At 62.3% G+C, this 24,738-nt stretch carries 24 protein-coding genes and 1 tRNA gene; 12 read left to right on the forward strand and 13 right to left on the reverse strand.

All coding sequences use genetic code 11. The features are described from left to right. Positions 1-11: 11 nt before the first annotated feature. The 3 genes from YH62_RS08780 to YH62_RS08790 form a co-directional block, all read right to left on the reverse strand. On the reverse strand, positions 12-506 hold the full coding sequence (locus tag YH62_RS08780; protein WP_046793831.1) for a tripartite tricarboxylate transporter TctB family protein: 495 nt from the start codon (positions 504-506) through the stop codon (positions 12-14). Continuing rightward, positions 503-1,447, reverse strand: coding sequence for a tripartite tricarboxylate transporter substrate binding protein (locus tag YH62_RS08785; RefSeq protein WP_046793832.1), 945 nt, complete (start codon positions 1,445-1,447; stop codon positions 503-505). The genes YH62_RS08780 and YH62_RS08785 overlap by 4 nt, the downstream gene beginning before the upstream one ends. A gap of 235 nt (positions 1,448-1,682) precedes the next feature. Next, positions 1,683-2,753: an ABC transporter substrate-binding protein gene (locus tag YH62_RS08790; RefSeq protein ID WP_046793833.1), complete on the reverse strand. Its 1,071-nt coding sequence runs from the start codon at positions 2,751-2,753 to the stop codon at positions 1,683-1,685. A gap of 189 nt (positions 2,754-2,942) precedes the next feature. Between YH62_RS08790 and YH62_RS08795 the strand changes: the two genes are divergently transcribed. From YH62_RS08795 to YH62_RS08805, 3 genes are all read left to right on the forward strand, one after another. Continuing rightward, the gene (locus YH62_RS08795; protein WP_046794301.1) at positions 2,943-3,449 is read left to right on the forward strand and encodes a DUF1993 domain-containing protein; all 507 of its coding nucleotides are present in this window, start codon (positions 2,943-2,945) and stop codon (positions 3,447-3,449) included. A 66-nt stretch (positions 3,450-3,515) separates the two neighbouring features. Continuing rightward, complete coding sequence (locus YH62_RS08800) at positions 3,516-4,193, forward strand: response regulator transcription factor (RefSeq protein ID WP_046793834.1); 678 nt, start codon at positions 3,516-3,518, stop codon at positions 4,191-4,193. Continuing rightward, on the forward strand, positions 4,190-5,569 hold the full coding sequence (locus tag YH62_RS08805) for a sensor histidine kinase (protein ID WP_046793835.1): 1,380 nt from the start codon (positions 4,190-4,192) through the stop codon (positions 5,567-5,569). The genes YH62_RS08800 and YH62_RS08805 overlap by 4 nt, the downstream gene beginning before the upstream one ends. 20 nt (positions 5,570-5,589) lie before the next feature. On the opposite strand, the gene nagA is transcribed toward YH62_RS08805, so the two are convergent. From nagA to YH62_RS08825, 4 genes are read right to left on the reverse strand one after another with little or no spacing between them, the layout of a single operon-like run. Beyond that, positions 5,590-6,747 (reverse strand): N-acetylglucosamine-6-phosphate deacetylase, encoded by a 1,158-nt coding sequence (gene nagA / locus YH62_RS08810; RefSeq protein WP_046793836.1) that lies wholly within the window; start codon positions 6,745-6,747, stop codon positions 5,590-5,592. Further along, positions 6,744-7,766: an SIS domain-containing protein gene (locus YH62_RS08815; RefSeq protein ID WP_046793837.1), complete on the reverse strand. Its 1,023-nt coding sequence runs from the start codon at positions 7,764-7,766 to the stop codon at positions 6,744-6,746. The genes nagA and YH62_RS08815 overlap by 4 nt, the downstream gene beginning before the upstream one ends. Positions 7,767-7,778: 12 nt before the next feature. Continuing rightward, positions 7,779-8,543, reverse strand: coding sequence for a GntR family transcriptional regulator (locus YH62_RS08820; RefSeq protein WP_046793838.1), 765 nt, complete (start codon positions 8,541-8,543; stop codon positions 7,779-7,781). Next, the gene (locus YH62_RS08825) at positions 8,540-9,430 is read right to left on the reverse strand and encodes an N-acetylglucosamine kinase (protein ID WP_046793839.1); all 891 of its coding nucleotides are present in this window, start codon (positions 9,428-9,430) and stop codon (positions 8,540-8,542) included. Before YH62_RS08825 ends, YH62_RS08820 begins: the two co-directional genes overlap by 4 nt. Positions 9,431-9,638: 208 nt before the next feature. Here YH62_RS08825 and YH62_RS08830 point away from each other — a divergent pair, with 208 nt between their 5' ends. The 6 genes from YH62_RS08830 (at position 9,639) to YH62_RS08855 (ending at position 15,880) form a co-directional block, all read left to right on the forward strand. Beyond that, positions 9,639-10,553 carry an N-acetylmuramic acid 6-phosphate etherase gene (locus YH62_RS08830; RefSeq protein WP_046793840.1) on the forward strand — a complete coding sequence of 305 codons (915 nt, stop codon included), beginning with the start codon at positions 9,639-9,641 and terminating at the stop codon, positions 10,551-10,553. A 23-nt stretch (positions 10,554-10,576) separates the two neighbouring features. Continuing rightward, positions 10,577-11,833 carry an ABC transporter substrate-binding protein gene (locus YH62_RS08835; protein ID WP_046793841.1) on the forward strand — a complete coding sequence of 419 codons (1,257 nt, stop codon included), beginning with the start codon at positions 10,577-10,579 and terminating at the stop codon, positions 11,831-11,833. A gap of 161 nt (positions 11,834-11,994) precedes the next feature. Beyond that, complete coding sequence (locus tag YH62_RS08840) at positions 11,995-12,945, forward strand: sugar ABC transporter permease (protein WP_137326576.1); 951 nt, start codon at positions 11,995-11,997, stop codon at positions 12,943-12,945. A gap of 8 nt (positions 12,946-12,953) precedes the next feature. After that, a complete protein-coding gene (locus tag YH62_RS08845) occupies positions 12,954-13,793 on the forward strand; it encodes a carbohydrate ABC transporter permease (RefSeq protein WP_046793842.1) in 840 nt (279 codons plus the stop codon). Beyond that, on the forward strand, positions 13,790-14,854 hold the full coding sequence (locus YH62_RS08850; protein ID WP_046793843.1) for a Gfo/Idh/MocA family oxidoreductase: 1,065 nt from the start codon (positions 13,790-13,792) through the stop codon (positions 14,852-14,854). Before YH62_RS08845 ends, YH62_RS08850 begins: the two co-directional genes overlap by 4 nt. A 12-nt stretch (positions 14,855-14,866) precedes the next feature. Further along, positions 14,867-15,880 carry an ABC transporter ATP-binding protein gene (locus YH62_RS08855; RefSeq protein WP_046793844.1) on the forward strand — a complete coding sequence of 338 codons (1,014 nt, stop codon included), beginning with the start codon at positions 14,867-14,869 and terminating at the stop codon, positions 15,878-15,880. Between the two features lie 161 nt (positions 15,881-16,041). Here YH62_RS08855 and YH62_RS08860 read toward each other — a convergent pair. Together YH62_RS08860 and YH62_RS08865 are read right to left on the reverse strand one after the other, a co-directional pair. Further along, positions 16,042-16,117 (reverse strand) — tRNA-Ala (locus YH62_RS08860). A 156-nt stretch (positions 16,118-16,273) separates the two neighbouring features. Continuing rightward, complete coding sequence (locus YH62_RS08865) at positions 16,274-16,663, reverse strand: TIGR02300 family protein (RefSeq protein WP_046793845.1); 390 nt, start codon at positions 16,661-16,663, stop codon at positions 16,274-16,276. Positions 16,664-16,867: 204 nt separating this feature from the next. Between YH62_RS08865 and YH62_RS08870 the strand changes: the two genes are divergently transcribed. The 3 genes from YH62_RS08870 (at position 16,868) to rpsA (ending at position 20,029) form a co-directional block, all read left to right on the forward strand. Further along, complete coding sequence (locus tag YH62_RS08870) at positions 16,868-17,509, forward strand: FMN-binding negative transcriptional regulator (RefSeq protein WP_046793846.1); 642 nt, start codon at positions 16,868-16,870, stop codon at positions 17,507-17,509. 32 nt (positions 17,510-17,541) lie between these two features. Continuing rightward, positions 17,542-18,171 carry a (d)CMP kinase gene (gene cmk, locus YH62_RS08875; protein ID WP_046793847.1) on the forward strand — a complete coding sequence of 210 codons (630 nt, stop codon included), beginning with the start codon at positions 17,542-17,544 and terminating at the stop codon, positions 18,169-18,171. Positions 18,172-18,322: 151 nt separating this feature from the next. Then, positions 18,323-20,029: a 30S ribosomal protein S1 gene (rpsA, locus tag YH62_RS08880; protein ID WP_046793848.1), complete on the forward strand. Its 1,707-nt coding sequence runs from the start codon at positions 18,323-18,325 to the stop codon at positions 20,027-20,029. Positions 20,030-20,146: 117 nt separating this feature from the next. On the opposite strand, the gene YH62_RS08885 is transcribed toward rpsA, so the two are convergent. The 4 genes from YH62_RS08885 to YH62_RS08900 form a co-directional block, all read right to left on the reverse strand. Then, complete coding sequence (locus YH62_RS08885; protein WP_046793849.1) at positions 20,147-21,808, reverse strand: hypothetical protein; 1,662 nt, start codon at positions 21,806-21,808, stop codon at positions 20,147-20,149. A gap of 204 nt (positions 21,809-22,012) precedes the next feature. Next, entirely contained in the window at positions 22,013-23,026 is a 1,014-nt protein-coding gene (locus YH62_RS08890; protein WP_046793850.1) for a hypothetical protein, read from the reverse strand. A 53-nt stretch (positions 23,027-23,079) separates the two neighbouring features. Beyond that, the gene (locus tag YH62_RS08895) at positions 23,080-23,976 is read right to left on the reverse strand and encodes a DUF817 domain-containing protein (protein ID WP_046793851.1); all 897 of its coding nucleotides are present in this window, start codon (positions 23,974-23,976) and stop codon (positions 23,080-23,082) included. Next, positions 23,976-24,599, reverse strand: coding sequence for a ribonuclease D (locus tag YH62_RS08900; protein ID WP_046793852.1), 624 nt, complete (start codon positions 24,597-24,599; stop codon positions 23,976-23,978). Before YH62_RS08900 ends, YH62_RS08895 begins: the two co-directional genes overlap by 1 nt. Positions 24,600-24,738: the final 139 nt, after the last annotated feature.

The following is a 24,738-nucleotide window of genomic DNA, read 5'->3' on the forward strand; positions in this document are numbered from 1 at the left end:
TCGGAAAGTCATCAGAGAAACAGGTGTTCCAGCGGTCCCGCGGGCAGCGAAAGCTGCAGCAGGCCGGCGAAGATCAGCCAGATGACGAGACAGAGGACGATGCCGATGGGCAGCGTGATCCAAAGCCTCTTCTTGCCGAACCCGGCCGCCGTCAGGGCGAAGAGAACACCGGTCGCGATCGAGAAGCCGGCGGTGCGAAGCAGCAGCATCTGCGCGATCAGGCCAGCCACGATCCAGACGACAGGACCGAACTCCTGATGCTCGCGCTCCGGGAAGTCGCGCCGGAAGGCGGCGATCACGGTCCAGATGGCGAGGCCGACGAGCGCGAAGGCGATCCAGTCCGGAATGGTGGCGGGGCCGATCTGCGAATAGCCGGCCATGCCTTTCAGCCGGGCGACATCGAAGAAGATAGTGCCCGCGATGGTGACGAGCACGGCGGCAATGGCAAGCGCCGCCCTGTCGGGGCGGCGCTGTTCCTTGACGGAATTCTGGCGGTCGAGACTCATTTGACCAGTCCGATGTCCTTGAGCACGGTTTCCGTGGCGGCAATGTCCTTGGCGAGCTGTTCTTCGAACGCCGGGCCTGCGAGATAGGTGTCCGCCCAGCCCTTGGTCTTCAGGGTTTCCTGCCAGGTGTTCGACTTCGCGAGCTTGTCGACATCGGCGAGGACGGCAGCCTTCTGCTCGTCGGAAAGGCCCGGAGCGGCTGCGACCATACGCCAGTTCTGCAGCACGACGTCATAGCCCGATTCCTTGAGCGTCGGGGCGTCAATGCCTTCCACGCGCTCCTCGCTCGAAAGGGCGAGCAGGCGCAGCGTGCCGGCCTTCACCTGGGATTCGAACTCGCCATAGCTCGAGATGCCGGCGGTCACCTGGCTGCCGAGAATGGCCGCAAGCGCTTCGCCGCCGCCAGAATAGGCGATGTAGTTGATCTTGGTCGGATCGACGCCGGCAGCCTTCGCGAGTAGGCCCACCGCGATATGATCCGTGCCGCCGGCAGAGCCGCCGCCCCAAGAAACCGAGCCCGGATCCGCCTTCAGCTTGTCGACGAGCTGGCCGATGTTCTCGATATCCGAGGAGGCCGGAACGACGATCGCCTCGTATTCGCCGGTGAGGCGGGCAATTGGCGTGACCTCTTTCAGCGTCACGGGCGCGTTGTTGGTGAGGATTGCGCCCACCATGACATAACCGCCGACGATGAGGGCGTTCGGATTGCCTTTCTGCTGGCTGGCAAATTGGGCAAGGCCGATAGTGCCGCCGGCGCCAGGTACGTTGATTACCTGCACATTGCCGGAGATGCCTTCCTCCTGGAGAGCGGTCTGCAGTGAGCGGGCCGTCTGATCCCAGCCGCCGCCGGGGGCGGCTGGCGCCATGATCGTATAGTCGGCGGCATAGGCCGGAAGGGCGAGCGCGCCGGCAAGAAGGGAAGCAAGAAATACGTGTTTCAAGGGTCGATCCTCCGGTAGGCGTCCAAAATCTGACGCAATGTCTGTTTTTTATGATGGGAAAGAGTTCGGGGCGGGTGCTTGCCGCTTGTTTTCTTCCTCCCAGCACAAATCGAGCGCCCGCCTCCATGGGGCGCCGATCGCTCTAAGCCAGCACATCAAGCTGACATCTACCTGACATTTTTCGCGGCGGGCGATTTTGGCAAGGGCTGGCGGCCGGAATGCGCCAAATTTCCGGCTATTGCAGCCGCAGAACCTCGTTCCAGCGGTCGATGAGCCGCGCCCGCTTCACCTGGTCGAGATAGACCATCAGCCCGAGACTGACCGGCACGGGCTTCAACTGGCCGCCCAGCATTTCCCGAAGCGTTGTGGCGGTATTGTTGCCGGCCACCTCAGGGCTGACGGCCGGGATCTGTAATTCGCGCGCCATGATCGTCTGGCCGCCCTTCGACATGAAGAATTCGAGATAGCGCTTGCCGAGCTCCGGGGAGGCCGCTGCATGCGGCACCAGCCCTATCCGGGACATCACCACCGTATAATCCTTCGGCAATACGATCCCGACATCCGGATGCCGGGAGGCCCAGTCGGCCGCATAGGAGCCGAGGATATTGTAACCGAGCACGAATCGGCCATCGGCAACGCGTTCCACGATCGCCTGGCTAGTGGAATAGAGCTTGACGCCGGCAGCTCCCATGGCCTGGATCACCGACCAGATATCGCCGAACTGCTCTTGGTCGCGCGCCATGAATAGAAACCCGACGCCCGAGCGTTCGATATCATAGGTGCCGATCCGGCCGTAAACGGCGTCGCCCTTCTTCCGCAGATAGTCCACGAACTCGGCGCGGGTCGCGGGCGGCGGCTCATCCCGGAAACTGGGCTTGTGATAGACGAAGACCGCGGGCTCGAAGGTCAGCGCGTATGCCGTGTTGCGCCAGTTCGCCCAGCTTGGCCATTGTTCGCTCATCGGCAGATCGCTTGGCTGCGCGTAGCCGTCGTTGGCAAGCTTCACCTGCAGGTCCATGGCGGAGGAGAAGGCGAAGTCGGCGGTCTTCTGGCCGGCATCGGTCTCCTTGACGATGCGATCGTAGACCTCGCCCGTCAGCATGTCCTCATAACGCACGGCAATATCCGGATTGACGGCCTGGAATCCGGCGATCATCGGCTTGGCGAGAGGCTCGTCGAGCGAGGAATAAACCACCAGGACCGGCGCATCCGTCTTTCCCGAAGGAGCCGGATAGAAGGTCGTATCCGCCGCTGCCGAAGCGGGCAACGCGGTAAGACAGAGCAGGAACTGGAAAATGCGCATCATCGGGCAACAATGCCCGAGGCAAGTTTCGGAGACAAGCAACGGCAGCTGGTTCGTGCCTGCAACACGGGTGAAGATAAGGGACGGGCAGGGGAGGCGGAGGCTTGTGTAATGCCCGGCCGTCACTACCTCTTTGCCGTCCAGGCGCGCCCGGTGCTTCCGCTCGCGCATTCCACATAAAAGGTCATGTCCATGTCGCTCTCACTCTATGATGTCAGCATTCCGGTCTTCATCCGCGCCTTCGGTAACCTCTCGGAAATCCTCAAGAAAGGTGAAGCCTTCGCCGATGAGAAGGGGCTCACCCACCAGGAGCTCCTGGAAGCCCGGTTGATCGGGGACATGTATCCGCTGACCGGTCAGATCCAGCGAGCCAGCGATTCCGCCAAATTCGCCGCGGTTCGCGTGGCGGGAATCGAGAACGTGCCGATGGCCGACGAGGAGGCAAGCTTCGCCGAACTGCATGCCCGCATCGAAAAGACGGTGGCACTGCTGAAATCCATTCCGCAGAATGCCATGGACGATAAGGAGGGAATGGAGGTCGTGCTCAAGACCCATAGTGGTCCCGTCGAATTCACGGGCAAAAGCTACATCCTCAATTTCGCGATCCCGAACTTCTTCTTCCACGTGACGACGGCCTACGCCATCCTGCGCCACAAGGGCGTGCCGGTCGGCAAGATGGATTATCTCGGCCGCCGGTAAATAACCATCCTCCGTGACATCTCCCCGTCCCGGCGTCTATAATCGGCGCCGAAGCGGGGAGATTTCGTGCGCATTCTTCTGGTCGAGGACAATCAGGCGCTGGCCGAGGGCCTGACGACGATCCTGCGCGGCAGCGGCTATGTGGTCGATGCCGTGGCCGATGGCGCATCGGCCGAGGCGGTCGCTGCGGCGGAAGCCTATGATCTGGTCATCCTCGATCTCAATGTTCCCGAAATGGACGGGCTCGATGTCTTGCGTTCCATGCGGGCGCGGCAGAACAAGGCGGCGGTGATGATCCTGACCGCCCGGGGCACGCCGGAAGAGCGGGTGAAGGGCCTCGATCTCGGCGCCGACGATTACATGATCAAGCCCTTCGACATTTCCGAATTCGAGGCGCGCATCCGTGTCCTGTTGCGGCGTCAGGCCTGGCTCCGAAGCTCGGTCGTGCAATATGGCGGCGTGACGCTCGATCTTCCCTCGCGCACCTTTTCCAGCCATGGAGTGCCGCTCGATATCCCCGCGCGTGAGGTGGCGCTGCTGGAACTCCTCTTCATGCGCGCCGGCAAGGTGGTCTCGAAGGATGCGATCGTCGCTTCGCTGACCGGTTTCGGCGACGATCTGTCGGCCAATGCCATCGAGCAATATGTCAGCCGGCTGCGCCGGCGGCTGGCGCCGCACGGATTGACGGTCAAGACCGCGCGCGGCATCGGTTATTATCTCGAAGCGGCAGCTCCAGGCGCATGACCCGGACCGCCGCCTATTCGCTGCGCCGCCGGCTGCTTGCCTGGCTCCTGCTTTCGACCGCCGTGATCGGCTCCATTGCGATGGTCGATACCTGGGGCGAGGCGGTGGACACGGCGAATGAAGTCTCCGATCGCGTGCTCGCCGGCTCGGCGCTGGCGATTGCCGAGCGGGTGATCGTGGCGGAGGATGGCTCGCTCGAGGTCGATATCCCCTATGTGGCGCTTGAAATGCTGACATCTGCCGCCCAGGACCGCGTCTTCTACCGGGTGGATGGACCGCCGGGGAACTTCATCACCGGTTACCAGAACCTGCCCTCGATCCCCCGGCGCGAGGGACAGGCGCCCGCTTTCCAGAACGCGACCTTTCGCGGCGAGCCCATCCGCGTCGCGGCGCTCGCCCGCTCGGCCTCCACCGGCGTGAATTCCGTACCCTTCATCGTCACGGTTGCCGAAACGACCATCGCGCGCCAGCAGTTGACGCGGGAAATCCTGATCCGGTCGGCACTGCGCCTTCTGCTCATGATCGCGGGCGCTGCAGCCATTGTCTGGGTGGCGGTCACGCTGTCCCTGCGTCCTCTCTATCGGTTCAGCGAGGCGATTGCCGAGCGCAGCCCCGACGATCTGCATCCGATCAACGAACGCGTGCCGAACGAGGTGCAGGGGCTGGTCGATACCGTGAATTCCTTCATGGTGCGTCTCGAGAGCGCGCTGAAGGCGCTGCGCCACTTCACCGGCAATGCCAGTCACCAGCTTCGCACGCCGCTCGCCATCATCCGCACCCAGTTGGCGCTGGCGGCCCGCGCAACCGGCCTTGATGAGGCGAAGGAAGCGGCCCGCAAGGCCGACGAGGCGGTGGCGGATGCCGAGCGCATCGTCGCCCAACTGCTGCTGATGGCCAAGATCGATGCGGCCACGCGGTCTGCGTCGCTCGTTTCCACGGATATTGCCGCGCTGGCGCGCAGTATCACGGCGGATCATGTACCGCTTGCGGCGGAAGCCGGCATCGATCTCGGCTTCGAGGGTGAGGCGGAAGCGGTGGTGGCTGCGGAGCCCCTGCTTATCGGAGAGCTTCTGAAGAACCTGCTGGCCAATGCGCTGCTTTATGCCGGCCATGGTGCGGAGGTGACGGTCAGGGTGGCGAGAAGCGGGCAGGCGGTAGTGCTGGAGGTGGAGGATGACGGACCGGGCATTCCGAGGGAAAACCGGGACGCAGCGCTGAAACGCTTCGATCGCGGCGGCCGGCAGGACAGGACGGGAAGCGGTCTCGGCCTGCCGATCGTCGAGGAGGTCGCCGGCCTTCATGGCGCCACGGTGAGCCTGCTCGATGGCGCCAAGGGTCGCGGGCTGAAGGTCGCGGTCCGCTTTCCCGCGGCCTGACTACTTGAGCGTCCTTTGCTCTATCGATGCACGCAGTCGCCACCGATCCAGGTGCTCTTCATGTCGAGGCTATCGCTCAGCAGTAAGAAATCCGCGTCGTATCCGGGTTTCAGCGCGCCTTTGCGATCGCTGAGCCCCATGGCCTCGGCCGGATAGGCGGAAGCCATGCTGACCGCCTCTTCGAGCGGCAGGCCAAGCGCCTCATGCACGAAGCGGACGGAGGAAAGCATGTCGATATCCGCGCCGGCGAGCGTCCCGTCGGCAAGCGTCAGCCGTCCGTCCTGGCGCAGGATTTCGCGCCCGTTCAGCATGAAGCTCTTCAGATCGGTGCCGATGGTCGACATGGCATCGGTGACGATGAAGATCTTGCCCGGCCCATTCTTGGCGCGCAACGCGGCCGCCATGGAAGCCGGGTGCACATGAATGCCGTCGGCGATCAGCCCGGCATGGAGCGAGCCGATATCGAGTGCTGCGCCGACCAGGCCGGGTTGGCGGTGGCCGAGCGGACTCATGGCGTTGAAGAGATGGGTGACGGTCCGGGCTCCGGCCTCGGCATAGCGTCTTGCGGTATCGTAATCCGTCTCCGTATGGCCGAGGCTGACGACGAAACCTGCCGCCGCAAGCCGCGCCACCTGTTCGGTGGTAACGTTTTCCGGTGCGATGGTGGTCATCAGCGCAGGCATCTTGCCCTGGCAGGAAAGGATGAGGTCGAGGTCGGCCTCTTCCATCGGCCGGATCAGTTTTGGATCGTGCGCGCCCTTGCGGGCGAGCGAAAGATGCGGGCCCTCGAGATGCAGGCCAAGGAAACCCGGAACGCCTTCTTCGGTCGCCCGCTTGCCGGCGGCAACGACGGCCGCCGTGGTCTCGCGCGTATCGGTGATCAGAGTCGGCAAGAGAGCCGTGGTGCCGAATTTCGCATGCGCCGCGCAGATCTTGCGTAGACCAACGGCGGTTGGTTCGTCGTTCAGCATCACGCCGCCGCCGCCATTGACCTGCAGATCGATGAAGCCGGGCACGATGAGCCCACCCGCGGCATCGGTCTTCTCGGCGTCCGAAGGAACGGCTGCCGGCGCAAGGATCGCTTCGATTTTGCCGTCGAAAATCAGAAGCGCGGCATCGTCGTGCCAGGAGGAGCCGTCGAAGATGCGGGCGCCGGTGATGGCTTTTCTGCTGGTCATCGGGTTTCGGTTACCTTCTTGAGGGCTGCCGGCGCATCGGGGTTGAAGCCTCGCGCACGTGACCAGGCCTCGACGAAGCCGTAGAAGGGCAGGATCAGCGCCAGCGCATCGGTGATCGGGTGGCCGGTCGCAACGAAGGGCAGGGTTTGGGCCTGTTTTACGTTGGAGGAGGTGACGAAGACCGAAGCCCCCTTGGCCGCCAGACCGTCGGCGATCTCGACGGCCGAGGCTTCGGCCGCGTCGCGCGCGGCAAAACCTATGACCGGAAACTGCTTGCCGACCAGTGCCACCGGCCCATGCAGCACCTCGGCCGCCGAATAGGCCTCCGCATGCATGTTGGAGGTTTCCTTGAATTTCAGCGCCGCTTCGCTGGCGATCGCGAGAGCCGGGCCGCGGCCGAGCATGTAAAGCGATTCCGCCTCGCCGAGCACCTCGGCAAGCTCAGTCCATTCGAGCGCGACGGCCCTTGCGAAATGGTCCGGAAGATTGCGGATCGCTGCCTTCAGCGCCTCGTCCTCGGTCCATTCCGAAAGCACGGCAAGGCCGGCGACGATCGAGTTGACGAAGGATTTCGTGGCTGCGACGGCAAGCTCGGGACCGGCCTGAATGTCGAGCGCGTGGCGGGAGGCCGAAGCAAGCGGCGAAGGGATCGTATTGGTGAGCGCGATGGTGACCGCGCCGGAATCGGTGGCGGCCTGTGCCATGGAGACGATGTCCGGGCTCTTGCCGGATTGCGAGATCGCGATCGCCGCGCCACCCTGCAGCTTCAACTTGGCGCCGTAGATCGATGCGAGCGACGGCCCCAGTGAAGCCACCGGCCGACCGGCGGTGAGTTCCGCGGCATATTTGATGAAGGTTGCGGCGTGGTCGGAAGAACCGCGGGCGATGGTGATCAGGAATGCCGGATCTTTCTCCCGCAGCGCCCGGCCGGCTGCCGCGAAATCCGCAGCGCCCTTTTCCAGAAGCCGTGCCGTCGCTTCCGGCACCTCGTTGATTTCTTGGCGCATATGGGTCTGCATCGTCTCGTCCTGTCAGTTTCCGCCGATCGTAAGCTCGGCCACGAAGTCATAGGCATCGCCGCGATAGAGCGAGCGGGTGAATTCCACCACGCGCCCCGAAGCGAGATAGGAAATGCGCTCGATCGAGAGCCCCGCAGCACCTACCGGCACCGCCAGAAGTCCGGCATCCGGGTTCTTCACATTGCAGGCCGAAATTCGCTGGATCGCGCGCATCGGCCGCGAACGGGTCTTTTCGAGCTCCGCATAGAGCGAGGTATCGACCGTGCGCGGATCGGGCAGGAACTCCGCGGAAAGGCTGGCGCGCTCGATGGCGAGCGGCATGTCGTTGGCGATGCGAAGCCGCCCGAGTCGGGCGACCATGGTGCCGGGCGCAAGGCCGAGCATCATCATTTCCTCGGGCGAGGGGTGGAAGAGCCCCCGTTCCAGCCATTCGGCGCGGGTCTCCAATCCGCGTCTCGCCATGTCCTCGGTGAACGAGGTGAGCTGCGAAAGCGGCTGCTGCACTTTTGAAACCGGCTTGACGACGAAGGTGCCGGAGCCCTGCCGCCTGGCCAGCAATCCGTCCTTCACGAGGTCGTCCACCGCCTTGCGCACGGTCACGCGGCTGACATTTGCATAATCTGCCAGGTCGCGTTCGGCCGGCAGGGCGTCCCCATGGGCGAGCCGGCCGGAGTGAATGGCCTCCTCCAGCGTCTGGCGGAGCTTGAGGTAGAGCGGCCCGCTTCCTAACGATTGCAGGGCATCGAGCGGCAGGATCGCGGAAAGCGCCTGGTTCATGATGCAGCCCTCGCATCGGCCTGGAAGGTGCTTGCCGCGAGCGCCACCGCGCCGGTCAGCGCATCCGCAAGCGGCTCGGAAAAGCGGATGCGATGCCGGTCCGCAAGATATGCGGGATAGATCCCGGCAAGTCCGCCGAGCAGGCAGAGCCTTCCGGTCCCGCCGGTAATGGCGGCCACCGCATCCAGCGCCTCGTCCACATGGGCCGCCGCATCCCGCATCAGCCGCAGCGCGCTTCTGTCCCCCTTCGCGGCAAAGTCTATGACTTTGGGCGCATAGCGCCCGAAGAGGCCTGGATGCGCATTGCGCGCGAAATCGACCACCTTGGTCGGGTCGTTGTCGAATTCGCCGAGGATTTCTTTGCAAAGCTCGGTCATGGGCCGGATATGGTCGTAGGCAAGCAGGCTTTCCTGCAGGGCGGCATGGCCGAGACGGGCGCCGCCGCCGAGATCGCCAGCCTGAAATCCCCAGCCGCCCAGGTAGTGCAGCGCCCCCTGGTGCCGGACGATGAAGATCGTGCCGGTGCCGACGATAGCAATCGCCCCGTCCTCGTCCCCGATCGCGCCCTGCAAGGCAATGAGCCCGTCCGACACGATTTCCGACCGCGCGAAGGGCAGCCGGGCGCGTACGTAGTTGACTGCATCCCCGACATTGTTGCCGGCAAGTCCGAGCAGGGCGGAGGCCGCTATATGGAGGTCCTCGTCGAGCCCGGCATCGCGAAAGGCGAGCCGCGCGCATTCGGTGATATGCTTGAGAGCGGTATCCGGATCGGTGAGGATGTTGGAAGCGCCGCTCTTGCCGCGCCCCAGGATGCGGCCGTCGACATCGGCCACCGCCGCGCGGCAGCTCGTTCCTCCGCCATCGATTCCAATCAGATAGGACGCCATGGATACCTCCGAGAGGAATAATACCAAAAAACTACCATTAACCAAGGGTCAATTGCCTGCTTGAAAATGAATGGTTTTTAATTGATTGTTTTTGCTAAGTAATTTCGTATTCTAGGCAGTTGGTGTTTGTCGTCGTGCATAAAAGTTAATTTTCCTTCTGGACAATTGGTATTTTTTTGGCATCATTTTGTCATCAGGGGAGAAGCGGATGAGCAGAATTGCCACCGAAGCCAGGCATGGGAAAGCGGAAGGGCTGGATAGGCTCGATCCGAAGGAGATCCTGACGCTTCTGGCAATGGGCCAGCAGGAGGCGGCGAGCGCCGTCGATGGTGCCGTCGAGGCAATCGCGAAGGCCGCTGATCTCGTTTCCTTGACTTTGCGCGCCGGCGGCAAGCTCGTCTATGCGGGTGCCGGAAGCTCCGGCCTGATGGCCATGGCCGATGCGCTAGAACTTCCTGGAACCTACGGAATTCCCCGCGAGCAGATCGTGCTTCTCCTGGCCGGTGGCATCTCGAGCCTCACGGATATGGAGGGCGCGCCGGAAGACGATGTCGCGCTCGCTGAGAAGGATGCGGAGATAATTGCCGCGGGCGATTGCGTGATCTGTGTTTCGGCCAGCGGCTCGACGCCCTATGCGCTGGCGATTGCGCGTGTTGCCAAGGCAAGTGGCGCCCGTATCGTCGCCATGGCCAACAATGCCGGTGCGAAGCTGTTTGCCGATGCGGATGCTGCGATCCTGCTTGCCACTCCGCCGGAACTGGTGGCGGGTTCCACCCGCATGGGCGCGGGAACCGCACAGAAGATCGCCTTCAACATGCTGTCGACGCTGACCGCCGTCCAGCTCGGTCACGTGCATGACGGCCATATGGTCAATCTGCGCGCCGACAATGAAAAGTTGCGCGTCCGCGCCGCCCGCATGGTCTCGGAAATCTCCGGAACCGGAATCGACGAGGCTTTCCGCCAGATGCAGGTGGCCGGCGGCTCCGTGAAGATTGCAGTATTGCTTGCCGCCGGCGCGCCGGATGCCGACGCGGCGCGCGAGGCTTTGGCGCGTTCGGGCGGGGTTTTGCGTCCGGCCCTTGCCGAATTTGAAAATTCAACCGGGTTCCACAAACGCGCTTGAAGGCGCAAAAGAGGGAGAACATCATGACCCGCATCTTGAAAGGCATGCTTTTTGCCACGACCGTGCTCGCTCCGGCGGGCATGGCCTATGCTCAGGACGTCACACTGACGATCGAGAGCTGGCGTAACGACGATCTGCCGATCTGGCAGGAGAAGATCATTCCGGCCTTCGAGGCGAAGAACCCGGGGATCAAGATCGCCTTCTCCCCGACGGCGCCGACCGAATACAACGCCGCGCTCAATGCCAAGCTCGATGCGGGCTCTGCCGGTGACCTCATCACCTGCCGCCCGTTCGATGCATCGCTCGAGCTTTTCAACAAGGGTCAGCTCGCCAGCCTGAACGACCTGCCGGGCATGGAGAATTTCTCCGACGTGGCCAAGTCCGCATGGACGACGGATGACGGCGCCACCACCTTCTGCGTTCCGATGGCCTCTGTCATTCACGGCTTCATCTATAACGCCGACGCCTTTACCGAACTCGGCCTCACTCCGCCGACCACGGAAGCCGAGTTCTTCGCGCTCCTCGACAAGATCAAGGCCGACGGCAACTATATCCCGATGGCCATGGGCACCAAGGATCTCTGGGAAGCTGCGACCATGGGCTATCAGAACATCGGCCCCACCTACTGGAAGGGCGAGGAAGGCCGCAAGGCTCTCATCAAGGGCGAGCAGAAGCTGACGGACGAGCCCTGGGTCGAGCCCTATAAGGTGCTTGCCAAGTGGAAAGACTATCTCGGCGATGGTTTCGAGGCGCAGACCTATCCCGACAGCCAGAACCTCTTCACCCTTGGCCGCGCCGCCATCTATCCGGCCGGCTCCTGGGAAATCGGCCCGTTCAACACGCAGGCGCAGTTCAAGATGGGCGCCTTCCCGCCGCCGGTGAAGAACGCAGGCGATACCTGCTACATCTCCGACCACAACGATATCGGCATCGGTCTCAACGCCAAGAGCGGCAATGCGGAAGCGGCCAAGAAATTCCTTTCCTTCGTTGCCTCGGCGGAGTTCGCGGATCTCTACGCCAATGCGCTGCCCGGCTTCTTCAGCCTGAACTCGACGGCGGTGAAGATGCAGGATCCGCTGGCGCAGGAATTCGTCTCCTGGCGCGAGAAGTGCCAGCCGACGATCCGCTCCACCTATCAGGTCCTCTCGCGCGGCACGCCGAACCTGGAAAACGAGACCTGGGTGGAATCGGCCAATGTCATCAACGGCACCGATACGCCTGAACAGGCCGCTGAGAAGCTGCAGAAGGGCCTCGATAGCTGGTACAAGCCGGCGAAGTGAGCCTGTTACCCTCCCCGTGAGGGGAGGGTCGGCACATAGTGACGGGGTGGGGTGATTTCGCCTCGACTTAGGAAGAGTTTGTCACCCCCTCCGGCGGCTACGCTGCGACCTCCCCCACAAGGGGGAGGTGGTTGCTTGCCTCAACCTTGGATCAGAACATAATGACCGATGCCGAAATGACAGAGATCGAGACTGGCCCGGCCAAGCGTCCGGTGCGCTGGCATATCGCCGTCTTTCTGGCGCCCGCGGTCGTCGTCTACACGGCAATCATGATCCTGCCGCTGATCGAGACGCTGAGGCTTTCCTTCTTCAACCTTGTCGAAGGGCAGGTGCGGTTCGTAGGACTTGCGAATTTCAAGGTTCTGTTCGGCGATCCGCGCTGGGCGGCGGAGTTCTGGAACGCGCTCAAGAACAATATCATCTTCTTCGTGATCCACATGCTGGTGCAGAACCCGATCGGCATTGCGCTTGCCGCCATGCTTTCGGTGCCCAACCTGCGCTTCGCCGCCTTCTATCGCAGCGCCATCTTCGTGCCGACGCTGCTTTCCTTCGTCATCGTCGGCTTCATCTGGAAGCTCATCCTCTCGCCCATCTGGGGCATCACGCCCTGGATGCTGGATCTCGTCGGCCTCAAATGGGCCTTCGCGCCGTGGCTCGGCAAGCCGAATACGGCGCTTATCGCCGTCTCGCTGATCTCCGTCTGGCAATATGTCGGCATCCCGATGATGTTGATCTATGCGGCACTCCTCAACATTCCGGACGAGGTTCTGGAAGCCGCCGAATGCGACGGCATTACCGGCTGGAGCCAGTTCTGGAAGATCAAGCTGCCGCTCATCCTGCCGGCGATCGGCATCATCTCGATCCTCACCTTCGTCGGCAACTTCAACGCTTTCGACCTGATCTATACGGTTCAGGGGGCGCTTGCCGGTCCTGACAAGTCCACCGATATTCTGGGGACGCTGCTTTACCGCACCTTCTTCGGCTTCCAGCTTCAGCTCGGCGACCGTTCCATGGGCGCGACGATCGCTACCGTGATGTTCCTGATCATCCTGGCTGGTGTTTCGCTCTATCTTTTCGTCATCCAGCGGCGCATGCGCCGCTATCAGTTCTGAGGTCGGAAATGTCGAAAGCACGCTTTTCCCCGACCCGCTCCGCATTCGTTCACCTGGCGCTGATCGCCTATACGCTGGTTGCGCTCTTCCCCGTCTTCCTGACGATCGTGAACTCGTTCAAGAACCGCAACGCGATCTTCCGCGAGCCGATGTCGCTACCCACCCCGTCGAACTTCAGCCTGATCGGCTATGAAACGGTGCTGAGCCAGGGGAATTTCCTCGGCTACTTCCAGAACAGCTTCATCGTCACCGTGGCTTCGATCGCGCTGGTGCTGCTGTTCGGCGCCATGGCGGCTTTCGCGCTTTCCGAATACCGCTTCCGTGGCAACACGCTGATGGGCCTCTATCTCGCGCTCGGCATCATGATCCCGATCCGCCTCGGCACCGTCGCGATCCTCCAGGGCATGGTGGCAAGCGGTCTCGTCAACACGCTGACAGGGCTGATCCTGGTCTATACGGCGCAAGGATTGCCGCTTGCGGTGTTCATCCTGTCGGAATTCATGCGTACGGTTTCCGACGACCTGAAGAATGCCGGCCGCATCGACGGGCTTTCCGAATACGCCATTTTCTTCCGCCTCGTCCTGCCGCTGGTTCGTCCGGCCATGGCGACGGTCGCGGTCTTCACCATGATCCCGATCTGGAACGATCTCTGGTTTCCGCTGATCCTGGCGCCCGGAGAAAGCACCAAGACGGTCACGCTCGGCGCCCAGATGTTCATCGGCCAGTTCGTCATCAACTGGAATGCGGTGCTGTCGGCGCTCTCGCTTGCTATCCTGCCGGTCCTCGTCCTCTATGTCATCTTCTCGCGGCAATTGATCCGCGGCATCACCTCCGGAGCCGTGAAGTGACGTCATCCGAAAAACCGATCCGCGTCCTCGTGGCAGGTCTCGGCAATATGGGGCGAAGCCATGCGCTCGCCTATCATCGCAATCCGGGCTTCGAGATCGTCGGTCTGGTGAACCGTTCGGCAGTCGCCCTGCCGGAGGAGCTGCGGGGCTATGAGATCCACCCCCGCTTCGAGGATGCGCTGGCCGAGCTGAAACCGGACCTCTGCTCCATCAATACCTATTCCGATACCCATGCGGATTATGCGGTGATGGCTTTCGAGGCAGGTTGCCACGTCTTCGTGGAAAAGCCGCTTGCCACCACGGTTGCCGATGCGGAGCGCGTCGTCGCGGCAGCGGAAAAGCACGGCCGCAAGTTGGTGATCGGCTATATCCTGCGCCATCACCCCTCTTGGATGCGCCTGATCGCAGAGGCCCGCAAGCTTGGGCCGCCTTACGTTTTCCGCATGAATCTCAATCAGCAGTCCAGCGGCCCGACATGGGAAACGCACAAGGCGCTGATGCGGACGACCAGCCCGATCGTCGATTGCGGCGTGCACTACGTCGATGTGATGTGCCAGATCACCGATGCAAGGCCCGTGCAGGTACGCGGCATGGGGCTGAGGCTCTCGGACGATATCGCGCCGAATATGTATAATTACGGCCATCTGCAGGTGATGTTCGAAGACGGCTCGGTCGGCTGGTATGAGGCGGGCTGGGGCCCGATGATCTCGGAAACTGCCTTCTTCGTGAAGGATGTCATGTCGCCCAAGGGCTCCGTCTCCATCGTCATGGACCCGAACATCAGGTCCGACGACATCGATGCTCATACCAAGACCTCGATGATCCGCGTCCATGATGCCGAGACGGGTCCGGATGGCCGCTTCCTGCGGCCCGACGAGCATCTCGCCATGGAAGGCGAACCGGGCCATCAGGATCTCTGCGATCTCGAACAGGCCTATGTGTTGAAGGCCATCCGTGAAGACATCGATCTTAGCCGGCACATGAACGATGCCGTGCAGTCGCTCCGCATCTGCCTTGCCGCGGATGAGAGCGTTCGCACCGGCACGCCGATCTTTCTTTAAAGGAAAACGCTTTTGGGTTCGCTGCAGCTTAATTCCATCCGCAAGGCCTTCGGCAGCCACGAGGTGCTGAAGGGGATCGACCTCGAAGTCGAGGATGGCGAATTTGTGATCTTCGTCGGCCCCTCCGGCTGCGGCAAGTCCACGCTCCTGCGCGTCATTGCAGGCCTTGAGGATGCGAGTTCCGGCAGCGTGCGGATCGACGGCCGGGAGGTCTCCGTCACTCCGCCGGCGAAGCGTGGCATCGCCATGGTGTTCCAGTCCTACGCGCTTTATCCGCACCTTTCGGTGAAGGACAATATGGGCCTCGGTTTGAAGCAGGCCGGCACGGAGAAGGCCGAGATCGACGCACGCGTCGCCAAGGCGTCCTCCATGCTCTCGCTCGATCCCTATCTGGCCCGCCGGCCGGCGGAACTCTCCGGCGGTCAGCGTCAGCGCGTCGCCATCGGCCGCGCCATCGTGCGCGAGCCGAAGCTCTTCCTGTTCGACGAGCCGCTCTCGAACCTGGATGCGGCGCTGCGCGTCCAGACACGGCTGGAGATCGCCGGGCTGCACCGGAGACTGAAGGCGACAATGATCTACGTCACCCATGATCAGGTGGAGGCGATGACGCTTGCCGACAAGATCGTCGTGCTGAACGCCGGAGCGATCGAACAGGTCGGCTCGCCCATGGATCTCTACAACAGGCCGGCCAATCTCTTCGTCGCCGGCTTCATCGGCTCGCCGCAAATGAATTTCATTCCCGCCGAGCGGCTCGGCCAGTCGGGTGCCCAAGGGGGAACAAAGACGATTGGTATCCGGCCGGAGCATATTTCGCTTTCACGCGAAAGCGGCGAGTGGAAGGGCAAGGTGATTCACGTGGAGCACCTCGGCGCAGACACCATCGTCTATCTCGAAACCGAAACGACCGGCCTTCTGACCGTCCGCCTCTTCGGCGAACACGCTCATGCGCCGGACGACGTGGTTTTCGCCACCCCGGACAACGCGAGCATCCACCGCTTCGACGCGGATGGGAAGGCGATCGTCTGATCCCGCGCTGCGGGCATGCCGGCGTGCTACATCCAAGCCATCTTGCTTGACCGCTTGCCGCGTGAACGCGGCAAGCTCTCTTGCGTTTTCATGCGCAGGAAGCGGAATCTGACCTGTCTCAAATAGACAGGCGCAACATATCAATATTTTATGGAAGGATTTGGTGGAGCTAAGCGGGATCGAACCGCTGACCTCTTGCATGCCATGCAAGCGCTCTCCCAGCTGAGCTATAGCCCCATCAGGGTGGTCCGGTGTTCTTCCGGTCCTGGGAAACTCGTCGGGGCCGGTGTGCCCTTCGGAGTGGCGGCTTATTACTTCCGGTTTTCGCAGAGTGCAAGCCGAATTTTTTCAGCCCGGCGATTTTTGTTGAGATCGCCGGGCCGAATGTCTCGATCAGACTTCGTCGTCGTCGCCGGTCACGCCGATGATGCCGGACATATCGTCGTCGTCTTCGTCCTCGTCGGCCTCGAGGAAGGTATCGTCGTCGTCATCGCCGAGATCGACGTCTTCGTCGTCGCCCATATCCGGAATATCGTCGCCGCCGGAAGCCTCGTCGCCTTCTTCCAGCGAGACGAGTTCCACTTCCGGATTTTCGGTATCGACTTCCTGAACGTCCTCTTCCTCGGCCTGTTCCATCTTCACGGCGGCGCTGTTCTCTTCGAAGAAGGAAAGCGGCCAGGACTTGCCGGTATAGGGGGAGACCACCGGATCACGGTTCAGGTCGTAGAACTTCTTGCCGGTATCCGGGTCGGTACGTTTGGTTCCGAGTTCCGCTTTTGCCACAGTCAGAGCCTCATCAGGATGGCCGAATGGATCGGCACGCCGCTTGAGCGGCAATTGTAGGGTGAAAAATCTAAGCCGGTCCCCATAAGGCTTGCGCCGTTTGATGTCAAAGACAAACTTTCATGGGTTCCATAACGGCGGCGTGGATGATCTCCGGAGCGCTTTGTGATAGGTACCGCCCATCATGAGCGAAGGACGAGACGAATGTATCAGCCACCGCATTTCAGGGAAGAAAATCTCGACACGCAGCACGCGCTGATCCGTGCTCATCCTCTCGGGCTTCTGGTCACTGCCGGCAGCTCTGGCCTGATCGCCAATCTCGTGCCGTTCCATTTGGATTCCGCAGCCTCCGCGAAGGGCGTACTGAAACTGCATCTCGCCCGCGCCAATGCGCAATGGAAGGACATTCGCGACGGCGCACCGGTTCTCGCCGTTTTCCAGGGTGCCGATTCCTACGTCACGCCTTCCTGGTACCAGACGAAGCGTGAAACCGGGAAAGTGGTGCCGACCTGGAACTACGCGATCGTGCAGGCGCGTGGGCTCGCGCGGGTGGTCGAGGATGCCGATTGGCTGCTCGACCAGATCAATGCCATCACGGCGGAGCATGAGGGCTCGCGTGCGGCACCTTGGGCTGTCGGCGATGCTCCGGAGGATTTCATCCGCGCCCAGTTGAAGGGCATCGTCGGCATCGAAATCGAGATCGCCGAAATTGAAGGCAAGTGGAAGGTCAGCCAGAACAGGCCTGCGGCGGATCGCCAAGGCGTGGCGGAGGGGCTTGCACAAGCGCCCGGCCAAGGCGATATGGCGGAGCTCGTGCGGCTCTATGGTGCCGCGCGCGAAGCATAGGCCCCCAGGGCCACTAGGAGAATGTCTGGAACATGATTATCGCCATCGATGGGCCTGCCGCGGCCGGCAAGGGCACGCTGTCGCGGAGGATCGCTGAGGCCTACGGCTTCCATCACCTGGATACCGGGCTCACCTATCGGGCGACCGCCAAGGCCCTGCTCGATGCCGGATTGCCGCTGGACGACGAGCCTGTGGCCGCGGCAATGGCCGGAAAGGTCGAGCTTTCGAGCCTTGATCGCGATCTGTTGTCCAGCCACGAAGTCGGCGAGGCCGCATCCAGGATCGCTGTCATGCCCTCGGTCCGCCGGGCGCTGGTCGAAGCGCAGCGTAGCTTTTCGAAGAAAAAGCCGGGCACGGTGCTCGACGGCCGCGATATCGGCACGGTGGTTTGCCCCGAAGCGCCGGTTAAGCTCTACGTGACGGCTTCGCCGGAGGTGAGGGCAAGGCGCCGTTATGACGAGATCATCGCCAGGGGTGGCGTGGCCGATTACGAGGCGATCTTCTCTGACGTGAAGAAGCGCGATGAACGCGACATGGGCCGAACCGACAGCCCGCTGAAGCCGGCAGGCGACGCGCACTTGCTTGATACGTCGGAAATGAGTATAGAGGCGGCGTTTCAGGCCGCGAAAGCGATCATCGACGCTGTCTTGAAGACGAAATGAAGACCTGCCGGCTTGCCGGCACGTCGAAAGCCTGCAGTTCAGTCCTCGCGCCGGATTGCCTCTGAAAGAAGAGGCGGACTTGGACTTCGGGCGTGTTTAACACGAACCACCGGCGCATCTGTGTCCTAGACGGACACGATCAGGAGATTTCATGTCAGTATCTAACCCCACGCGGGAGGACTTCGCAGCCCTCCTCGAAGAGTCCTTTTCCAAGACCGATCTCGCCGAAGGCTATGTTGCCAAGGGCATCGTGACCGCGATTGAAAAGGACGTAGCCGTCGTTGACGTCGGCCTCAAGGTCGAAGGCCGCATCGCTCTCAAGGAGTTCGGCGCCAAGGGCAAGGACGGCACGCTGAAGGTCGGCGACGAGGTAGAGGTCTATGTCGAGCGCATCGAGAACGCGCTTGGTGAAGCCGTTCTGTCGCGTGAGAAGGCCCGCCGCGAAGAAAGCTGGATCAAGCTCGAAGCCAAGTTCGAGGCTGGCGAGCGCGTCGAAGGCGTCATCTTCAACCAGGTCAAGGGTGGTTTCACCGTCGATCTCGACGGCGCTGTCGCCTTCCTGCCGCGTTCGCAGGTGGACATCCGTCCGATCCGCGACGTCACTCCGCTCATGCACAACCCGCAGCCCTTCGAAATCCTCAAGATGGACAAGCGCCGCGGCAACATCGTCGTCTCGCGCCGTACGGTTCTCGAAGAGTCCCGCGCCGAGCAGCGTTCTGAAATCGTTCAGAACCTCGAGGAAGGCCAGGTTGTCGAGGGTGTCGTCAAGAACATCACCGATTACGGTGCGTTCGTCGACCTCGGCGGCATCGACGGCCTGCTGCACGTCACCGACATGGCATGGCGCCGCGTCAACCATCCGTCGGAAATCCTGAACATCGGCCAGCAGGTCAAGGTTCAGATCATCCGCATCAACCAGGAAACCCACCGCATCTCGCTCGGCATGAAGCAGCTCGAGTCCGATCCGTGGGATGGCATCTCGGCCAAGTATCCGGTCGGCAAGAAGATTTCCGGTACCGTCACGAACATCACCGACTACGGTGCGTTCGTCGAGCTGGAGCCGGGCATCGAAGGCCTGATCCACATCTCCGAAATGTCCTGGACCAAGAAGAACGTCCACCCCGGCAAGATCCTGTCCACGAGCCAGGAAGTCGATGTCGTCGTTCTCGAAGTCGATCCGACCAAGCGCCGCATTTCGCTCGGCCTCAAGCAGACGCTGGAAAATCCGTGGCAGGCATTCGCCTACTCACATCCGGCCGGCACTGAAGTTGAAGGCGAAGTCAAGAACAAGACCGAATTCGGCCTGTTCATTGGCCTCGAAGGCGATGTCGACGGCATGGTTCACCTCTCCGACCTCGACTGGAACCGTCCGGGCGAACAGGTCATCGAGGAGTTCAACAAGGGTGACGTCGTCAAGGCTGTCGTTCTCGATGTGGACGTCGAGAAGGAGCGCATCTCGCTCGGCATCAAGCAGCTCGGCCGTGACGCGGTCGGTGAAGCTGCCGCTTCCGGCGAACTGCGCAAGAACGCGGTCGTTTCCTGCGAAGTCATCGGCGTCAACGACGGTGGCGTGGAAGTGAAGCTCGTCAACCACGAAGACATCACCTCCTTCATCCGCCGCAACGACCTGGCACGCGATCGCGACGATCAGCGTCCGGAGCGTTTCTCGGTTGGCCAGGTTTTCGACGCCCGCGTCGTCAACTGGTCCAAGAAGGACCGCAAGGTCATGCTGTCGATCAAGGCTCTCGAGATCGCGGAAGAGAAGGAAGCCGTCGCTCAGTTCGGCTCGTCCGACTCGGGCGCGTCGCTCGGCGACATTCTCGGTGCGGCTCTGAAGAACCGCAACAGCGCCGAGTAATCAGCGTTTGAAAAGAACAAAAACCGCCGGATGCAAGTCCGGCGGTTTTTTATTGTCTTGGTATCTCGTCCTCGGGTGATCCTCGGGCTAAATCGGAGGATCACCCGAGGACGAGGATCAGGACCAGCCGGCCATCCGCAAGTAGTAATCTTGCGCCTGCACCGCCGCATCCGCTTCCTGGACGGATGGATCACCCTCTCCTTCGCCGGCTTCCTCCTGGCCGGTTTCCTCGTCATGGCGATTGAAGCCGCCCTGTCCCGAAGATTGCTGTTCGCCGTCTTCGTCGGTCCGGTCCACTTGCCGTGCCGTCGGCTCTTCGGCTTCCGGTTCCTCGGCTGCCGGCGGGTAGGCGACATAGGGGAGTGCCAATCCTTCGCGAATGGCTGCGGCCGCGAGTTGCTGCAGCATTGCTCCCTGCTGCGCGATGAGTTCCGCCATGGCCGGTAGTCCGGCCTTGGCGCCCTCGGCAAGTCCGGCCGGCCTTCTCATTGGATCGGATGCGTTTTCACCGGTTGGAGGATTGCGGTTTGCGCGTCCTGCGGGCTCCTCATCGGCAAGGGGCGTGGCATGGGCTTGTGTTTCGGGAGTATCGATCGAGCTGGCCTGGGGCGGGAATGCACCGGCGCGAAGCGGCCTTGCCTCGCCCTCTCCGGAAAGCGCCTCCGTCAGCCATTCTGTCAGGGCTGTGAGCGCCAGCCGTTCGGGATCGTAGGGCACCCGTTGCGGATGGCGTGCCTGCTCCGGTTCGGCGGAACGCTGCGACATGCGGATGAGCGCGGGCGCGTCATAGAGCACCGCCGACGATGGAGGCGACGGACGAGCGCCTGCAGATGCTTTTCCAGTGATACGCTCTTCGCCTGTGATTCCAACGGCGCCATTGCCGCTTGCCCGGGCGGGGGAATTGCCCTCGTTCGAATGGGGCGGAGCTTCGACCGTTTCGGGCTTCGCGGCTCCGGTTCTTGCCGGCACAGTCTGGACCGCGCCCGGCACCGGTTTCGTCGGGAGGGATGTCTCCATCGCCCTTTGCCCTGGAGCTTCAACATCTCCGCCGCCGGAAGCTCCGCCCAGAACCCTCTGGGATTGAAGGAGGAGCTTTTCCCCGCGGGCGGCCCCAATATCTACAGGAGAGGCCCTATCTACGGAAGAGGCCGCGCCCGCGCCGGGCGGTCGTGCTTCTCCCGCTGCATTCGCCGTAGGGCTGGGTGTTGTGCTGCCGGTAGCTGCCGAACCGGTCGCTGGAGGCGGGATCGGGGATGGCGGCCGGGCAGAGGAACCGAGCAGAAGCGTGGTTCCCGCATTCTGGCGATAGGAACTGGCGACAGCTCTTGCGGCGAGGTCACGCCCGAGGAATTGAGCCAATTCCATGCGAAGGCTGAGTTGCGCCGCCTCGGGACCTGCCGGGTTCTTGAGTATTTCGGCAAGCAGGCGCAGTGGAATACCTTTGACTATCTGGTTGAGGCTGCGCTCCAGCGCCGCCCGATCGGCTGGGCTCAAGGCGCGGATGGCTTCCGCCAGCCGTTGAGCGTAATCGGCGAGCGGTTCGCCTTCCTGCCGATCGATCTTCAGGAGCTTGCCGATTGTCTCGGCAAGGACGGATAGCCCCCGCGCCAGCGATAGCTGGCCGGCGAGCGCGAGAATGTCCAGCCGCCCGCCCGCAAGTGTCTCGGCCTCCACGGGAGCGGTATTGGCCGTGTTGGCCGGTGGCTGGGCAGCGGCCGGCGGCGTGGGGCTCGGGTGCTCGGCGCGCGGCCTGAACGTGGCACTGACCGGAGGCAGCATGGCTCGCTCCATGTTGTCGGGGAGACAGCTCGGCTAGTGGTGAAGTGTTTTCACAGCGGAGCGGCGCTGCGGCCGGGACGCCTCATGGCATCGCCAATGCCGAATACATCCTTTTAGTGTGCGAAAATGGTTAACATTCCGCAAACATCGCCTCGAAAATCTTGGGACCGATTATGGAAAGGGTGCCGGCCAGGAGAAATCACCTCAGGCTGAGCGTCGTTCTTTCAGGAGCTCGTAAAGCCCGATATCATCGATCGAGATTGAAAGGACATCCAACGGTTGTTCATGGGACGTCTCGATGATGGCTTCTGCCATCCGCGCGGCAATCTCTTTCACCGGCGCTTCAGCGCTCACCGAAGCTGGGTTTGACGTGGCATCGCCATCGATCTGATCCGTGGCCTCATCCTCGGCGTTTTCCGGCAACCGCTCCGCGGCAGCGGCCAGAATAACGAGTGTCTCTGCACCGCCGGTGGATGGCGCGTCCGGGTCATCGGCATGGGAAGGTGCGGCGTCGTTCCGTTCCTCGACCGCATCCTGCATTTCCTTGACGTCTTCGAGCTTTTCCGAGGCCTCGGCCGCCTTTATGTCGTCCTGACGCTCGGCCCGTGTCGCCTCGTCCTCGATCCGGGTAGGATCGTAGCCCTGCGGTCCGAGCTTCAACTCCTCCAGCGTCTTCGGGTCGGCGACGTCTTCGAGCCGCTGGACGACGCGTTCGATCTCTGTGCCGAGCTTGCCGCCATTCGCCTTCTTCGTGAGGCCTTCCATCAGACGTGCGTTGTCGTCGCCATATGGATTCTTGATGGCTGCCAGCAGCGTGTCGATGGAGACGCCGATTTCCTTCAGCCCGAGTTCGTCCTCGAGCTTGCTCTTGGCCGCAGGGTCCATCGTCTTGAGCACGTCCTCGAGTGCACGGCCGAGCTTATAAGAGGAGCGTGCCTCGTCCGTATCGATGCCGAGCTTTGTCGCGAGCCGCTCTATGAGCTGGATCTTGAGCGCATTGGCATCGGTGCCGTTGCTGCCGAAGAGGGCTTCGGAGATTTTTTCGCGCGCTCGTTGAGCCTCGATGCTGGCGCCGATGCGGGCCTCCGCGAGCGGGTCCCTCTTCTCGCCTGTGCGCTCCTCTTCCTGGCGCTTGCGGTTTTCCTCCATGCCGTCGAGCATCGACTGCATCAGATTGGTCGCTGCAAGTCCTTGGGTCTGCTGGGTGGGAAGCAACATGCCCGGGTCCCGATCTCCTGGAGATGATACGGGCAAAAGGTAGCCGCTTGTGGTTAACGAGAAATTTCAACCGGCAGTATTTTCCGGGCGAAATTCGGAGCGCGTGGCTTGAGGACCAGCGTCACCAGCACGAAGCTCACATAGAGCAGCAGATACCATGATCCGAGCTTGCCGAGCGAGACCGCATGCCAGGTCTTCTGCGTCGGATAAAGCCAGGTGCCGGTAAGCGTTCCGATATTTTCGGCAACCCAGAGGAAAACCGAGGACAGAAAGGCCGCGACCACCAGCGGCATATGCAAGGTCGTCCGGTCGGTGGTGAAATGAATGCTGACATGTCGGAAGACGATCACGGTCGCGGCAAACAGCACATAGCGCGCATCCGGCAGGTAATGGTGGGTGAAGAAATTCACGTAGATCGCGGCCGCGAGCAGCAGGGTCTGCCACATCGGCGGATAGTGCGTGAACCGCATGTCGAAGATGCGGATCGTACGGGCCATGAAGGAGCCGATCGAGGCATACATGAAGCCGGAAAACAGCGGCACGCCCGCGATCTGAAAGATCGCCGGTTCCGGATAGGTCCACGAACCCATGTGAACCTTGAATATCTCCATGATCGTGCCGGTGACGTGATAGATCAGGATGACCCTGGCCTCCTCCCAGCTTTCCATCTTGAAGCGCAGGAGGAGGGCCTGAAACGCGAATGCGGCAAGGAATAGCGCATCATAGCGGTAGAGCGGCCAGTCGGGTTGCCAGACGAGCTTGGTGGCGATGATGAGCCCAAGCATGATCGCCGCGAACAGGCAGGCCCAGGCCTGTTTCAGTCCGAAGAGGATGAATTCGGATAGCCACCAGGGAAGCGGGGCGAGTGCCCGCCGGACGGCAAGGCGCACCGGCTCGAGATAGGGACCCGTCTCATGGACGGGCCGGCCTTTCGAACCGCGCTGCTCCATCAGCTATGGGCGAATATGTCGGTTTCCTCCCAGCCGAGCAGGTCCAGCTTGGCGCGCGTGGGCAGGAAGGCGAAGCAGGCCTGCGCAAGCTCGTTCCGGCCGTCGCGGATCAGCCGCTCGGTGAGCTTGTGGGCAAGGGCATGCAGGTGGAGCACGTCGGAGGCGGCATATTCGAGCTGCGCCGGGGAAAGCATCTCGGCTGCCCAATCCGATTGCTGCTGCGCCTTGGAGACGTCGATGTCCAGCATTTCCTTGAGGTTATCCTTCAGGCCGTGCCGGTCGGTATAGGTGCGGGTAAGCCTGGAGGCGATCTTGGTGCAGAAGACCGGTGTCGTCGTCACACCGAAGGTATGAAAGAGCACGGCGATGTCGAAACGCCCGTAGTGGAAGATCTTCTGGCGGGCGGGATCCGCCAGCATTGCAACGAGGTTCGGTGCCTCGCGCTGGCCGGCGGCGATGCGGATGATGTCCGCCGAGCCGTCTCCCGGCGAAAGCTGTACCACGCAGAGGCGGTCGCGCCGCGGCACGAGGCCGAGCGTTTCGGTGTCGATGGCGATCGCGCCCGTGTAGCGCGCCGCATCCTCTGCCGAAATGTCTCCCTCATGATATCGTATCGCCTGCATGCCCGTCTCCGTCCGCACGTGTTCTTGCGTCCGCTATAAACCACGTTTCCGGGGAAGGATACTGGCTTGTGGCCTGGAGCCCGCTGTGGCGGGTGTGGATCACGAGCAGGTGGTGTGAGCCTGGGCGGATGCTCAAGCA

It is taken from the genome of Rhizobium sp. LC145, from assembly GCF_001005825.1.
GTDB lineage: Bacteria > Pseudomonadota > Alphaproteobacteria > Rhizobiales > Rhizobiaceae > Neorhizobium.

What these genes read in the sequence shown, in the direction of transcription:
- nagA (WP_046793836.1), bottom strand. Translation starts at nt 6,747, where the DNA reads ATGACCAGCAGAAAAGCCATCACCGGCGCCCGCATCTTCGACGGCTCC.
- YH62_RS08805 (WP_046793835.1), top strand. Translation starts at nt 4,190, where the DNA reads ATGACCCGGACCGCCGCCTATTCGCTGCGCCGCCGGCTGCTTGCCTGG.
- YH62_RS08825 (WP_046793839.1), bottom strand. Translation starts at nt 9,430, where the DNA reads ATGGCGTCCTATCTGATTGGAATCGATGGCGGAGGAACGAGCTGCCGC.
- YH62_RS08790 (WP_046793833.1), bottom strand. Translation starts at nt 2,753, where the DNA reads ATGATGCGCATTTTCCAGTTCCTGCTCTGTCTTACCGCGTTGCCCGCT.
- YH62_RS08845 (WP_046793842.1), top strand. Translation starts at nt 12,954, where the DNA reads ATGTCGAAAGCACGCTTTTCCCCGACCCGCTCCGCATTCGTTCACCTG.
- rpsA (WP_046793848.1), top strand. Translation starts at nt 18,323, where the DNA reads ATGTCAGTATCTAACCCCACGCGGGAGGACTTCGCAGCCCTCCTCGAA.
- YH62_RS08815 (WP_046793837.1), bottom strand. Translation starts at nt 7,766, where the DNA reads ATGCAGACCCATATGCGCCAAGAAATCAACGAGGTGCCGGAAGCGACG.
- YH62_RS08820 (WP_046793838.1), bottom strand. Translation starts at nt 8,543, where the DNA reads ATGAACCAGGCGCTTTCCGCGATCCTGCCGCTCGATGCCCTGCAATCG.
- cmk (WP_046793847.1), top strand. Translation starts at nt 17,542, where the DNA reads ATGATTATCGCCATCGATGGGCCTGCCGCGGCCGGCAAGGGCACGCTG.
- YH62_RS08890 (WP_046793850.1), bottom strand. Translation starts at nt 23,026, where the DNA reads ATGTTGCTTCCCACCCAGCAGACCCAAGGACTTGCAGCGACCAATCTG.
- YH62_RS08840 (WP_137326576.1), top strand. Translation starts at nt 11,995, where the DNA reads ATGACCGATGCCGAAATGACAGAGATCGAGACTGGCCCGGCCAAGCGT.
- YH62_RS08830 (WP_046793840.1), top strand. Translation starts at nt 9,639, where the DNA reads ATGAGCAGAATTGCCACCGAAGCCAGGCATGGGAAAGCGGAAGGGCTG.
- YH62_RS08780 (WP_046793831.1), bottom strand. Translation starts at nt 506, where the DNA reads ATGAGTCTCGACCGCCAGAATTCCGTCAAGGAACAGCGCCGCCCCGAC.
- YH62_RS08900 (WP_046793852.1), bottom strand. Translation starts at nt 24,599, where the DNA reads ATGCAGGCGATACGATATCATGAGGGAGACATTTCGGCAGAGGATGCG.
- YH62_RS08835 (WP_046793841.1), top strand. Translation starts at nt 10,577, where the DNA reads ATGACCCGCATCTTGAAAGGCATGCTTTTTGCCACGACCGTGCTCGCT.
- YH62_RS08870 (WP_046793846.1), top strand. Translation starts at nt 16,868, where the DNA reads ATGTATCAGCCACCGCATTTCAGGGAAGAAAATCTCGACACGCAGCAC.
- YH62_RS08795 (WP_046794301.1), top strand. Translation starts at nt 2,943, where the DNA reads ATGTCGCTCTCACTCTATGATGTCAGCATTCCGGTCTTCATCCGCGCC.
- YH62_RS08885 (WP_046793849.1), bottom strand. Translation starts at nt 21,808, where the DNA reads ATGCTGCCTCCGGTCAGTGCCACGTTCAGGCCGCGCGCCGAGCACCCG.
- YH62_RS08895 (WP_046793851.1), bottom strand. Translation starts at nt 23,976, where the DNA reads ATGGAGCAGCGCGGTTCGAAAGGCCGGCCCGTCCATGAGACGGGTCCC.